Genomic DNA, 13,364 nt, shown 5'->3' on the forward strand with positions numbered 1-13,364 from the left:
AGGCTTCGGACATACAAGACGAAGACATAACGCCTCTTCTATTTATATACGAGCATATAATGCTCGATTGCAAATATATCTGTTTTTTATTATACCATCAAAGAATAATCAAATTTTAACGTAAGCCCTCGTAGATTCGGCACGCCGACAGGAAACAAGCAAAATCCTCCCAACACTGAATTATTCAGTGTTGGGAGGATTGCCCCGCACATCACCTTCATATTCAGTCTGCTATCTCCCTATAAACGGCTTTTGCCATTTCAATAGGGTCTTCGCCCGAAACCTCACGATAATACTGATGCGCCTTGGTCCAATCTTCTTCCAACGGATAGAAATCTATCTCACGAGCTGGCAGTCCATTCAGTCTGGCCGACAGCTCATTGAAATAGGTGGCCCACCGCTGATAGTAGAAGTCGCGCAACAGTCCGTTCCATTCCTTATGGGCATAGTCGTGCAGTCCGCCGTCATTGGCAGCAAACCGATTACCCCATGTAGTAATCTGTACACGCGCGTTCCATTCATATAGTCTGGATTCCTCTTCCGTCGCACCCATCGCCCGCGCAGCATTCAGCCACGCACCGACACCGAATTCACGGCGAGTTCCCAACAATTTGTCCTGCAACAATATGAGATGCAAGAACTGCTCACTATATTTCCGAAATACCTTTTTCTCTCCACTCTGATAAGCCTGTACTATCTTAGGATAGACTTGACGCCCCTTTTCTGCCACAGCCTGACGAACCACATCTACCAAGTCGTATTCAAAGTTATTGCTTCCGCGATAGGCATCGGCATCTTTCAGCATCATACCGGCCAACTCGATAACGGCTTCGGGCTGGTAATATTCCTGACGTCCCAACCAGGTAGAGACCTGATAGGCCTTCAGAGAGGGCCGCGCACAAAACACCGACTCGTTCGTACCTTGCTGTATAGAACCAGCCGGACTATTATATATAGTATTGCTCAATCCCAGCCAAGCTGCTTCCACGCTTGCCGTAGACTTACCATAACGGGCCTTGATGTAGCCTTTGAGCCACGTATCTTTCGAAAACTTCTCTGCCCTCCACGGCAATTCGCACAACAACTCATACATCACGGGATTGTTCTCAATACCTTCCATCGTCATACCCACCCCCTTCAGCGTTTGCCCGAATCCACTTGCCTTGGCCTGGTAGAATCCGTCGATGACATGTTCCATCTTTCCATAGAGTCCCACGTTGCCACCAAAGTTCAGCAACATGCAATAGAGCCAGCTGTGCTGGCGAAATCCTTGCTGGCGCGCATCCCTGGAATCAGGAGTTCCCCATTGCGGTCTGCTTTCGGAGTACAGGTCCAGAATCATCATATCGCCGGCAGGCAGATTCCTGATCATCTCGTCATACGGACATGCGCCCCATGCCTGAGCTACCCACACAGCCTTAGGATTCTCCTGCTTCATCGCTTTCCAGATGCTCTTACCCGCTGCATCCAGGTCTACACCTTTCGTATTGCCTCCCTCATGAAACGGGTCCATGCTATAGAAATCCACCTTGCCATAGAGTTTTGTCATCTCCTTGTAATAGATTTCGGCTATACGCCGGAAGTTAGGGTCTGAAGGTTGCAGGAACGCCGGACGGTGAAATCCTGTCCATCTACCCGGATCGGCCACATTCAGTCCCAGTTTTTCTTTCGCATTAGAGGGTACCATACCCGAATAACCGGGCAAAACCGGATGGATGCCATACTCGCGCATCCTTGTCAGAATCTTTTTTTGCAATGCCTCCTGCTCGTCGTACCATCGGTCGGGATTAGGACCTCCCCACCCTTCCAGATTGTTCATCAGCCACCAAGCCTGAAAAGCCGGACCGGCAACAAAGTCATTAGCCTCCTTCTTCGTGTACCCCAACTGCAACAACACATTGCGCCAAACACTGGAAGTTCCCACGATACACAGTGGAAGGTTGATTCCGTGCATGGCCATCCAGTCTATCTCTCTCTCCCATCTGGCCCAATCCCAGAAAGCCATAGAGTAAGAATAGGTGCAATAGTTGAAATCATATCTATAAACAAGGTCTGTCTCATGGCGCTCCCTCTTGACTACAGCCGGAAGCCTGACAGGCAATTTCGCCTGCATCTGATTCCAACTAAGGTGTATCCCTGCATAATATTTCAAATACCAGTTGATACCCGTAGCGATACTCACGAAGTTGTTGCCACGTACCACCACCTTGCCTTTGCGCTGGTCCAGCTCAAAAAAATCTTTTTCAGACTTTACCCGTTCAATGATAAACTTCTGCGATGCCCCCTTGTCTATACGCTCCAGCAAACCATCCACTGGTGTCGCATTCAGAAATTGAGATACGAGCAAGAGCAACATCACTCCCCATAATATTCTCATTTTTTTCATTCGTATTTAATTATAATTGGTATTCCTCTTCTCCGCAAAAGTACAAAGAATTCAGTAAATCGTCCATGCTATCTACAGCCTAATTACCCCTTCGGAACACATTTCACAGCCAAAGAGACCGGGCATCGGGAACAACCCGAAACTGCCAGACCCAAGCAGCAACGCTGCCGAGCCTCAACAGCATTGCTGTCAGCACCTGGCAGCATCTCTGCAAAGCCTTTGCAGTAAAACAAGGGGTGTACCAATGCGTCATCCCATTGATACACCCACCTATCAAGTGCCCTTAATATCCTGGATTATTAGCTATTGCACCCTTGCCCTCGTCGACCACCGACTGTGGCAGCGGCATCAGGTTCATATAGTCCTGAGCAGTTACCGAGTGCTTGTATTTGCGTGCATATTCGATATACTTACCATGACGTATCAGATCGGAACGTCTGGCACCTTCGAACCAAAGCTCATGGCCACGCTCTTCCAACACCTTCTCTAAGAAGGCAGCTGCACTGGGGAAGTCGGCAACGGCATAAGGAGCAAGGCCGGCACGCTGATGAACCATGTTCAAAAGGTCTACAGCCTCCTTCGTCACAGCACCTTTCTCCCTTACGATTGCTTCCGACAAGAGGGTCAGCACATCAGCATAACGATAGACTATCCAGTCTACCTGACTTTCTTCCGCCGTCGCAGCCGGATCCTCACCATATTTTACAGGCATCGCTCCCGAAATCAGTATCGTCCCCGGATTATCCTCGGTGTAGTGTACACCATCACTGCCCACAAAGTCGCCGACCAATACTTGCAGGCGTTCATCCTTCGGTTCGAAGGTTCTATAGAACGACCACAACACGCGATAACCACCCCACTTCTGAATATTCTCGTTCTTCGTCGGATACACACCCGAAAGGACATGAGCCAGCCACAACTGACTGTTCACCGTCGTACTACAGATGGCAGCCCAGATGGTTTCGGCGTTTCCTTCATTCTCCAGCGTAAAGATGTCTTTATAGTGAGCCATGAGTTTATAACCATATTCGGGTTTCATCAACTCACGACCGCACTCTACGGCCTTTGTCCAATTCTTCTCGTGCATATAAAGTTTCATCAGTACCGTATAGGCCAGACCACGAGTAAAGCGGCCATAGCTGCTGCTTGTCACAGGATAAGTGGCAGGCAAGGTCTTGATGGCCTCCTTCAAATCGGTCTCAATAAACTTTACCATCTCCTCTCTGGTAAGACGCGGAGCCACCTTCCCTTCCAAAGGATTCTGCAACATCTCCAGAGGCGCAACCTGAATAGGTCCATAGAAATCGTAAAGCACATAAGCCAACCAGCCCCGGCCACAATGAACTTCGGCATTGAGCAACGCGCGCTTTGCGTCGCTCATCTCTATCTTGGAAATGCGGTCAAGTGTCAACGTCATCTTACTGATGTAGTTGATATAGTTGCGATAGAGCGCTGTGAGTCCTCCAGAGTTTGAGGTAAAGTTCATATTGACCATGTCGGGCCATACAGCAGCATTCCACTGACACGTACCGATATCTGTTGTCATATCGCCGACCACATGGATACCTCCTTGGGCGGAGGTAAACAATCCTCCATACCAGTTGCTTACGAACGGGCCATAGGCTGCTGCCGTTACCAGCGACTGCGCATCGTTCTCATTGGTTGGGAATATATTGGGATTGATGACATTGTACATCTCCGAGTTCAGGTCTGTACATGAAGAACAGAACAGGGCCGTTGCCATCGAAATACATAAAGCTATTTTTTTCATTTCTTCAGAACATTAAGATTTTAGAATGTGATATCTACACCCAAGCTAAAGCTGCGTACATTAGGATAAGCCCAGGCTGAGTTGTCTGTTTCCAAGTCAAGCCCCTTGTAAGGAGTGATGGTAAACAGATTGTTAATGTCGGCATATACGCGCACATTAGACAAGAACTTGTTTCTTGGGAATGTGTATCCCAACGTAATGTTTCGGCAACGCACAAACCAACTCTTCTGCAAGTAGTAGTCGCCAATACCCCATGTACTCTTATCCTGGAAATATCCGGGACGCACAGCGGTCTGATTGTCGCTGGTCCACACCTCGGTAGCGGTAGCAGGCATGTTGTAGCCACGATAGATATTGACCACACCTGTCATTCCGGAAGTACCCGTCAGCCACAAATCCTTATACGAACCGATGTTCAATACACTGAACTGCCCGTAGAAGTAGATATTGAAGTCAAAGTTCTTATACTTCAAAGTGTTATTAAGCCCCATCAAATAACCAGGATCGGAAGAACCGTAGATGACTTTGTCGGCATCGTTCAACTTACCATCAGGCTTGCCCGACTTCAATGGAATACCATGTTTATCTACTTGTACAGAGCCGTCTTGATTGTATACATACCCATTGACGTCTTTTATTTTCACCTGCCCAGGAACTGAACCCGGCATCCAACTGACATTCTCACCAGGCTGGATGATACCATCAGAGAGATAGCCTGCCAGATAACGAATGGGGGCATTATAGGTGGAATAGGCTGTGGGGACCCAACTTACATCGCGCGTATGCCATTTGTCGCGATAGAGCGAGAATGTAAAATCGGTATTCCAGCTGAAATCCTCTGTATTGAAGTTGACAGTGTTGACGGTCAGTTCGAAACCTTGACTCTGTGTCTTACCGATGTTATCGGCAATAGAACTTACTTCATTGAACGACATCAAAGAGCGGGTACTCAACAAGTCGGAAACAATCTTATGGAAATATTCGGCCGTTACATTCAAACGATTATCGAAGAAACCCAAATCCAAACCAACGTTCCATTCGGTTGTGGTCTCCCACTTCAGATCGGGGTTACCCAACTGACTCACGTAGACACCTACAGCCTCTACACCGCCAAACTCATTGTTATGCCCCGTCTGATAGTAACTGATGGCCTTGTTCCCGATATTGGCATTACCAGTCTGGCCAACACTCAGACGGAACTTACCATTAGAAATGACCGACTTCAAAGGCTCCATGAAGTCTTCTTCGCTGAATCTCCAACCTAAAGCAAGAGAGGGGAAATAACCCCACCGCTTGTTCTTAGCAAAGTTGGAAGCGCCGTCGGCACGAAGTGTGGCCGTTACCAAATACCGATCCATGTACGTATAGTTCAGTCGACCGAAGAAACTTGCCATTTCGTCTTTAGAAGCAGAAGTCCCTACAGCGGGTTTGGGGAATGCACCTGCCCCTAGATTATTATAGAGGAAACCATCGGTCAAGAACTGGCTGTTCTCGGCATTGACCGATTCATCAGTGAAACGCTGGAATGAGTAACCTGCCAACGCATTGAGATAATGTTGTCCGAAGCTCTTGGTATAGTTGGCCGTCAACTCCAATAGGTAATCAGACTTATCATAGACAGCCACATCTCCCTGTCCGTCTTTCTTCTTACCATATAGCGTAGTTTTAGGCAAATAGATTTTACGCTTCTGATAGTTACGGTCGATACCGAAATTTGCTTTCAAAGTCAGCTCTTTGAGAGGCTTATATTCCAAGAAGGCAGTAGCCAGCAATCTCTCCTTCGTAGTCTTATCAGTGATTTCCAACAGAGAAACGGGATTGGGCAAGAAGGCTGCCTGAGTGTTGAGTACATAGTTACCATTATCATCCTTGATAGGCAACAGCGGACTGAACTGGGCAGCAGCCACCATAATGCTGGCATTCTCTGCCTGGCCAGCACCCAATGGCACGTTGTCCATATTGTTACGAGAGATAGTCATGTTCACACCGGTATTGAAATATTTGCTCAATCTCTGTTCCAGATTGATGCGCCCGGTATAGCGTGTCAGCCCATTGTTCTTGATGATTCCGTTTTGCTTGAAGAAGTTTCCGGAAACCATGAACTTGGTATTCTCATTACCGCCATTGACCGATACGTTATGCTGTGTCTGGAAACCTGTACGAGTGATTTCCTTAAACCAGTCAGTATCATTCGCTGGATTAGCAATCTGTTCGTCGGTATAATATTGTCTCAGGGGCGTGGTAGCTGCACTTTCAGGCCTTCCGCCATAGACTCCAATGCCATTATTCTTCATCCATGCCTCCTTGGCATAGCGATTGCTCTCTATCATAAACTGGCGAGCATTGAGCATATCATAATCGGCAGCCAACTGCTGGAAACTGGCTGTGGCAGAGTAAGTGACTTTAGGGGTACCGGCTTTACCTTTCTTGGTGGTAACGATAATCACTCCGTTGCCGGCACGTGCACCATAGATAGCCGTAGAACTGGCGTCTTTCAAGACTTCTACAGATTCAATATCGTTGGGATTGATAGAAGCCAGGATATTATCAGAACTTCCCGAATTATATTTACCTACATCCATTTTGCTATCATTAGCCGGATTTACAGGGAAACCATCAATAATAATCAGTGGATCGTTGCCGGCATTGACAGAGGCTGCACCACGAATACGGAAAGTAGAACCACTACCAGGTTGTGCACTAATGGTACTGACCTGAAGACCGGCAGCCTTGCCTGCCAACGCATGACTAATGGTAGACACTGTTCCTACAGGTGTATCGTTCATCTTGACAGAAGCCACTGCACCCGTCAAATCCCTCTTCCTCATCGTTCCGTAACCTACTACCACAACCTCGTCCAAGCCGTGACTTTCTTCATTAAGGGTCACACGCATGTTATGAGAAGCCTTGAGTTCCTGCTTTCCGAAACCGATGTAGCTTACTACAAGAGGTGTACCTATAGAGACTTCTATGGAAAAGTTACCATCCATATCGGTTATAACACCATTCTTAGTACCTTCTTCCATCACAGCTGCCCCAATAATCGGTTCGCCTTTGGAGTCGACAACCATACCTGTCAGTTTGGTCTTGGTCTGCTGTATACCAACTGTAGACGACTTGGCACCACCGGTAATCACGATAGACTTATCAGAGAGTACTTTGTAAGAAAGTCCTGTATTAGCCAGTACAATGTCCAGCAATTCGCTCACACTGGCATTAGACTTTGACAATGTAATGTTGTGATGCTTGTCTACATCGGCATTGCGATAAGAAAACCTATACGAGGTCTGCTTTTCAATGATACTAAACACCTGGGTCAATGTAGCATGCTGTACTTTCATAGTCACTGTTTGCCCTTTCGCCCACACACTCACATTGAAGCTACATAGGAGCAGCAACGTGCATAAAGCTTTGGAATGATAGTGTAATTTCATGTTTGAATATGAATTTATTAATTTAACAGGTTAGAATCTTTGTTCTGCATAGATAGACGCCATGATTGTAATTTTCGTACCGAAGAGACGAAGCCGTTTAACATTATTAAACACACAAAATAAAGATGAAGGATGAAATTACTGAAGATTACAGTCCCAAACAAACAAAAAAGAGACGATGGGCGTTAAAACCATCATCTCTTTTTCTGGATTATTTCTCCTTACTCTCAACTCGAAAACGAGTTTTATCTCTCATCCGGCCACGGACATGGCTTCCCTGTCTGCTTAAACACAGGGCGTTGGGCATTGACACGACGAAGATAAGAGCCTAATTCAGCGGACAAAGCCTTTACCAACTGTGGCTTGGAAGCAGTCATATCATGCTGCTCACTAATATCGTCCGGAATATTATAAAGCTCCTTCTTCCCGGTCTTATAATCGTAAATCAATTTCCAATCACCCTTTCTGATTGCACAATTCAAGCTAATACCCGGACCGGTATTGCCCCATACGTTCGGATAATTCCACACCAACGCCCTGTTTTTAGAGGGGTCTCCCTGTCTGGTAAGCAAGGGTACGAAGCTCCGACCGTCAATCACTTGAGGCACTTTATAATCTTTCACCCCTGCCATTTCAAGAATAGAAGGATAGAAATCTTCTATCATCAGATATTGATGGCAGCGCGTACCGGGCTGAACACGGTGAGGCCACTTCACAATCATCGGCTCACGGATACCTCCTTCGTACAGAGAACCCTTGCCACAAGAGAGCGGAGCATTCTGGATGAAGAGCGGAGCATCGCGCCATTGCAACCCCGTGGCATAACCACCGTTATCACTCATGAATATAATAATAGTATTGTCGGCTTCTCCGTTTTTCTCCAACCAGTCCATGATATCGCCCAGACTCTTATCCATACCCTCCACCAAAGAGGCGTAGGCAGCTTCCTTGTCCGAGAGACCTTTCGACTTATACTTGTCGAAGAAGCGCACATCTTTCTCTATCGGGATATGTACGGCATAGTGAGCCATGTAGAGATAGAACGGCTGCTGATACTCCTTGGCTTTCTGCAAAGCCCCGATAGCCTCACAAGTCAGAGCTTCCGTCAGGAACATACCACTTCCCCAATACTTCTCCAGATGCGGTACGGCATGCCAAGCCGTCTTGCGTCCGTTCTTCGCATTCCCATAATTCTCTTCACTCAGATAGGTAGCAGGCGAACCAATCGAATTTCCAGCTATGTTGACTTCAAATCCCCAATGCGTCGGATTCTCCCCCGGCGTATTCCTTGCCCCCCAATGTGCCTTGCCACAATGGATGGTATGATAACCGCTCTCGCGCAATAGTTCCACGAAAGACTTGCCCACATAGGTCCGCTCGATACCTGCAACCTGACTGATACCGTTCACATTCCAATCGGGAGGAGCTACCGTATCGTCCTTACTGTCGGTCGATTCCCCTTTCACCTTTGTCCAGTTGGTCACGCGATGGCGGGCTGCATTCGAACCGGTCATCAGACTACAGCGAGTCGGCGAACTGATGGAGGTGGCATAGGCTTGGGTAAACAGCATACCTTGTGCAGCCAACCGCTCCATGTTCGGCGTCTCATAGATGTCGTTGTAACGGGTGCGCTGCGTCCAAAATGGCACGGAAGTGTCTTGCCATCCCATATCATCGACCATAAAGAGGATAATATTCGGACGTTGGGGTTCACTCTGTGCAGTGCGTGCCAAGGTTGGCAACGGACTCGCCGTTGTCAATGTCAAAATAGATAATAACTGCTTTGATGCGTTCATTTTTTTCTTGATTATAGTTATAGATTATGTGATGACGGATGAACGGTTAATGTTGATGGATACCTATCCTCACGTCTGTGGCGACAGGGTGGCTACTCCTTCCATCTCAATGAGCCATCCCGGACGGCATACCTTGCCCTGCACAATGACATGGGGGATAGAAGGATACAGTCGACGAAGGAATGCTTCTACCGACAGGTAGTCCGACACATCGCGCAGATAGACTATCAGATAGTCCAACTGCTGCATGGTAGCCCCGCCGTCTTTCAGCAACATACTGATATTCTCCAACAATCGGGCAGTCTGACGCAACACATCTCCAGGATAAAGTATCTGTCCATGCTTATCAATAGACGCCGTACCAGAGATGAAACAACGCTGCAACTTAGGTGTAGAGACGCGTGTACCACGCTCAAAAGCCACTCCATATTCATGTGTCGGATTGAGATATTCCAAGGCTTGCAGGTATTTCTTATCGCTCTCTACGATGCCGGGATAGGTTAGGAAGTCCATCCCCACAGCAGCATGGCGCACAGCCGTAGCCCCGCCGATGCCTGTACTGGCAATGAAATGCGTGTTAACTGTCAGACCATACCTGTCAAAAACATCATTACGCGCCTTGACAACATCAGCATAATCGTTGTCAATATCGGCCACATAAATCCATGTACGCACCAAATGTTCGCTCATCGTAAGATGCAGAGAATCGGCTATCGCAATGTATTTATCAAACAGCAGACGTGTCTGCTCGTAAGCATTGCGACCCGCCACTTCCTCCTCAGTCAACCGCAAAGCATGAAAAAGACTCTCCGGTTCTTTGTCATCGGTCTCCAACAACACCGAAATCTTACTACCATCGGCCGGTGCTTGCTCTACGATTGAGCAACCGGCATGCGACAACAGGTCTATATATAAAGGTGAATCCAACAACTCTGCATGTTGATTCAGGATGTCACTCAAGAATATTTTGCAATAGCATAGGTCTCGACCATCCAGTTTTTCCATATCCAGATAGTCGCCCACAGCCAGATAGAGTTCGCCCAACCGCTCTGTAAAACCGGCACGACTGCGAGGCGAAACAATGGTACACTTGTGCATAAGTAGGTTTATTTCCCACAAAAATAGGAAATATTATTGAGATATGAATAGGATATAGATTCTATTTTTAGGCTACGAGTACTTCAAGACAAAATCGGTTTTCACTTCGTCATACTGACCTTATGCCCCTGTATGTGATATTTAAGCTGATAGGCCTCGCTTATGATACGCAGCGCAAACGGCAAATTATCGGTGGGCAGTGTCCCTGTAAAGCGGTCGGTAAGCACCAAAGGCACATTCAATTGGATATCAACACCGTACGAAGCCTCTACCGCATCAAGTACAGCACCTATGTCTTGGAGTTTAAATACTAACGAGCCACGTTTCCAACCACCGATATAACGTACATTGACCGGCTTGCTATCCAACACGATATGGCCAGTCCGGGTATCAAGCCGAGCACGCTGTCCCTGCTGCATAGATACATTCTCATGTGTTTTGGCCGATTCCAGTATCACATGCCCTTCTTTCAACATCAGTTCAGAAGTGGTATCGGTCATTCTGGTACGTAAGTTGAACTTCGTACCGGTCACTTTCACGGTGAGTAATTTTGAGTCAATATAGAATGGACAAGTCTGATTATGTACGACTTCAAAATAACCCTCACCCAAGAATTGCACACGCCGTTCGCTCTTATCATAGGCTCTCGGTGTATAAACCAAGCGAGTATCATGGTTCAACGATACTTGCGTCCCATCGGGCAATATCACGGTCGTTCGCTCACCCACACCGGTCTTCACCACCACCTGCTCCATTTCTATCCGCGTATTCTCCCTATAGAAGTAGACTGTTGTAAGAAGCAACAATGGCAACAAGACGGCAGCTGCCCACGTAAACCACTTTCTGGCATCGAAGTTCACCACTTTTGTCTGCAGAATACGTTGTTGAACCCTATTCCATACATTAGCCATACGCTCGTCTGAGATTTGCGAACAGTCTACATCTTCATGCTCCCATGCCTCTTCCATGCGCGTACCCACCTCCATATCAGAGTTTGTATCAAGCATTTCACGTAGCTTTTCGAGGGCGTCGGAATTCATTTTTCCGTGCTTATATTGATTTTCCAGTTGATTCATACCTTCAGAATATGGGGAATATATAAGGTTAGACAGATTTAAACGGACATTCGTACCTTTAATTAACGTATAATAATAACGTGGCAAGTAGCGAATATTTTCCAAGTTTCCGCCTTAAAACTTGCAATCCTATAGACAGTTGATTCTTCACAGTTTGCTCACTAAGATTCAGCACCTTGGCTATTTCCCTGTTGGGCATATCCTCCAGTCGCGACATCCGAATGATGCGTTGTTGCGTCAACGGAAGTTTTTGCAGATTCCTTTCCAGCTGCCTCATGAAGTCATCATAGTTCAACTGACGCTCGCTACCACCTTCATCGACCACATCTTGCATCTCCACATAGTCAGCAAAAGAAACAGAATGAACACGCGCCCGATAGGCATTGATAAGCATGCGACGCGACATCACGAAGAGAAGAGACTTCAAAGAATCCTCCTGACGAATGGTTTCGCGCTTGTCCCATAACTTTACGAACACATCTTCCACGATTTCCTCTGCATCTTCTACCGACTTGGTATACTCCACACAGAAGGCACAAAGACGCTTGGCATAAAGCTCGTAGACAAGACGAAGCGCACGGCTCGACCCTTGTTTCAATTCAATTATAATCTGTTTTTCATCGGACATGTGAATAGCAACTGTCTTCATGACAATGCAAATATACAAAAAAATAGAATAATGTTACTATTTCATTATATAAACCCATTGTACCAGCTCTGGCAAAAGAAATATCAGACTGTCTCAACAACAATACTAATACCAACTGCCGTTTATACACATTTCGCACATGAATATGAAAAACAGCGCTTTAAACATGTGCATATATTTATTATTTTACATCTGTAAGTAGTTGACAGCAAGAGCTATAGACATTTTAAACCAAATAAGCACATTCAAACATGCTTATTTGATTTCATCATGAAACAATAAACTATAAGCCGTATGACGCCTTTGTATGATTCATCATATTTTTCCCCACAATATAAGCATAACATGCTACTGGGATAATCAGTAAAACGTCCCACGCCGCTTTCATCACTTCTTTTCTTAATTCTACAGCTACAGAACCCGATGCTACTAACTTGACATTGCGGTAAATATCAACTAATGATTTAAGTCCAACTTCCCTGTCTTTAAGATATTGTACTTCATCATAAAACACATACATTTATTCCTGCGTAGGAGTTTTCCCTAATATTTAAAATTCTCATTAAGGTTAAATCGCATACCCAATCAGGCACACAAACTGAGCATATAGAAGAAACTTTCCACCTTGCCACGCAAAATTTTCAAGGCCTTGCTTACTTGATGCTCTACCGTCTTCTCCGAGATACCCAACTCCGTTGCTATCTCGCGATACTTCATGTTGTCGCGCTTGCTCATCATAAAGACCTGACGGCAGCGCGTGGGAAGCGTGTCGATGGCCGTCCATAACTCAGCTTCGTGAAACGAGCGTTCCTCTGCTTCTCCGTCGGTCAGCGTCCCTTCCAAGTCTGACGGCACTACATTGCCATCTATCGGATTCGTCCGGCGAATACTGTCAATACACATATTGCGCACCGCGGTATAGAGAAAGGCCTTCACATTGTCGACAGCTTTCTCTTGCTTCTTTTCCCACAATTTGACAAAACATTCCTGCACCACATCTTCAGCGGCATCAATGTCGTGCAGATAGTGCATGGCATAGAGGCACAGCGGGCGATAATAATATTGGAATGTAAGTGTTATATCCATTGAGGGAAGAGAAAATCAACATAACATGCCAACTACCCCCATCCAGACAGCAGGCCCGATGAGTAACG

Annotated in this window: 9 protein-coding genes; all 9 read right to left on the bottom strand. The window is 46.5% G+C overall.

Going from position 1 to position 13,364, the window contains the following annotated elements; all coding sequences use genetic code 11:
• Nucleotides 1-223: 223 nt before the first annotated feature.
• Nucleotides 224-2,386 carry an alpha-N-acetylglucosaminidase gene (locus ACZ42L_RS07900; protein WP_464697975.1) on the bottom strand — a complete coding sequence of 721 codons (2,163 nt, stop codon included), beginning with the start codon at nucleotides 2,384-2,386 and terminating at the stop codon, nucleotides 224-226.
• Nucleotides 2,387-2,669: 283 nt separating this feature from the next.
• A complete protein-coding gene (locus tag ACZ42L_RS07905) occupies nucleotides 2,670-4,157 on the bottom strand; it encodes a RagB/SusD family nutrient uptake outer membrane protein (protein WP_464697977.1) in 1,488 nt (495 codons plus the stop codon).
• A 20-nt stretch (nucleotides 4,158-4,177) separates the two neighbouring features.
• Nucleotides 4,178-7,591, bottom strand: coding sequence for a TonB-dependent receptor (locus tag ACZ42L_RS07910; protein ID WP_464715757.1), 3,414 nt, complete (start codon nucleotides 7,589-7,591; stop codon nucleotides 4,178-4,180).
• Between the two features lie 245 nt (nucleotides 7,592-7,836).
• Nucleotides 7,837-9,387, bottom strand: a complete 1,551-nt coding sequence (locus tag ACZ42L_RS07915) for a sulfatase (RefSeq protein ID WP_464715758.1) — start codon at nucleotides 9,385-9,387, stop codon at nucleotides 7,837-7,839.
• 69 nt (nucleotides 9,388-9,456) lie between these two features.
• Entirely contained in the window at nucleotides 9,457-10,485 is a 1,029-nt protein-coding gene (locus tag ACZ42L_RS07920) for a Rid family hydrolase (RefSeq protein ID WP_464697983.1), read from the bottom strand.
• Between the two features lie 101 nt (nucleotides 10,486-10,586).
• Nucleotides 10,587-11,561, bottom strand: a complete 975-nt coding sequence (locus ACZ42L_RS07925; protein ID WP_464715759.1) for a FecR family protein — start codon at nucleotides 11,559-11,561, stop codon at nucleotides 10,587-10,589.
• Between the two features lie 58 nt (nucleotides 11,562-11,619).
• A complete protein-coding gene (locus ACZ42L_RS07930; RefSeq protein WP_464705742.1) occupies nucleotides 11,620-12,210 on the bottom strand; it encodes an RNA polymerase sigma factor in 591 nt (196 codons plus the stop codon).
• Between the two features lie 283 nt (nucleotides 12,211-12,493).
• Nucleotides 12,494-12,730, bottom strand: a complete 237-nt coding sequence (locus ACZ42L_RS07935; protein ID WP_464715760.1) for an AAA family ATPase — start codon at nucleotides 12,728-12,730, stop codon at nucleotides 12,494-12,496.
• Nucleotides 12,731-12,795: 65 nt separating this feature from the next.
• Complete coding sequence (locus ACZ42L_RS07940) at nucleotides 12,796-13,296, bottom strand: RNA polymerase sigma-70 factor (protein WP_464715761.1); 501 nt, start codon at nucleotides 13,294-13,296, stop codon at nucleotides 12,796-12,798.
• Nucleotides 13,297-13,364 lie beyond the last annotated feature (68 nt).

The organism is Prevotella mikamonis (assembly GCF_055381405.1).

What these genes read in the sequence shown, in the direction of transcription:
- ACZ42L_RS07910 (WP_464715757.1), bottom strand. Translation starts at nt 7,591, where the DNA reads ATGAAATTACACTATCATTCCAAAGCTTTATGCACGTTGCTGCTCCTA.
- ACZ42L_RS07925 (WP_464715759.1), bottom strand. Translation starts at nt 11,561, where the DNA reads ATGAATCAACTGGAAAATCAATATAAGCACGGAAAAATGAATTCCGAC.
- ACZ42L_RS07915 (WP_464715758.1), bottom strand. Translation starts at nt 9,387, where the DNA reads ATGAACGCATCAAAGCAGTTATTATCTATTTTGACATTGACAACGGCG.
- ACZ42L_RS07920 (WP_464697983.1), bottom strand. Translation starts at nt 10,485, where the DNA reads ATGCACAAGTGTACCATTGTTTCGCCTCGCAGTCGTGCCGGTTTTACA.
- ACZ42L_RS07900 (WP_464697975.1), bottom strand. Translation starts at nt 2,386, where the DNA reads ATGAAAAAAATGAGAATATTATGGGGAGTGATGTTGCTCTTGCTCGTA.
- ACZ42L_RS07930 (WP_464705742.1), bottom strand. Translation starts at nt 12,210, where the DNA reads ATGAAGACAGTTGCTATTCACATGTCCGATGAAAAACAGATTATAATT.
- ACZ42L_RS07905 (WP_464697977.1), bottom strand. Translation starts at nt 4,157, where the DNA reads ATGAAAAAAATAGCTTTATGTATTTCGATGGCAACGGCCCTGTTCTGT.
- ACZ42L_RS07935 (WP_464715760.1), bottom strand. Translation starts at nt 12,730, where the DNA reads ATGTATGTGTTTTATGATGAAGTACAATATCTTAAAGACAGGGAAGTT.
- ACZ42L_RS07940 (WP_464715761.1), bottom strand. Translation starts at nt 13,296, where the DNA reads ATGGATATAACACTTACATTCCAATATTATTATCGCCCGCTGTGCCTC.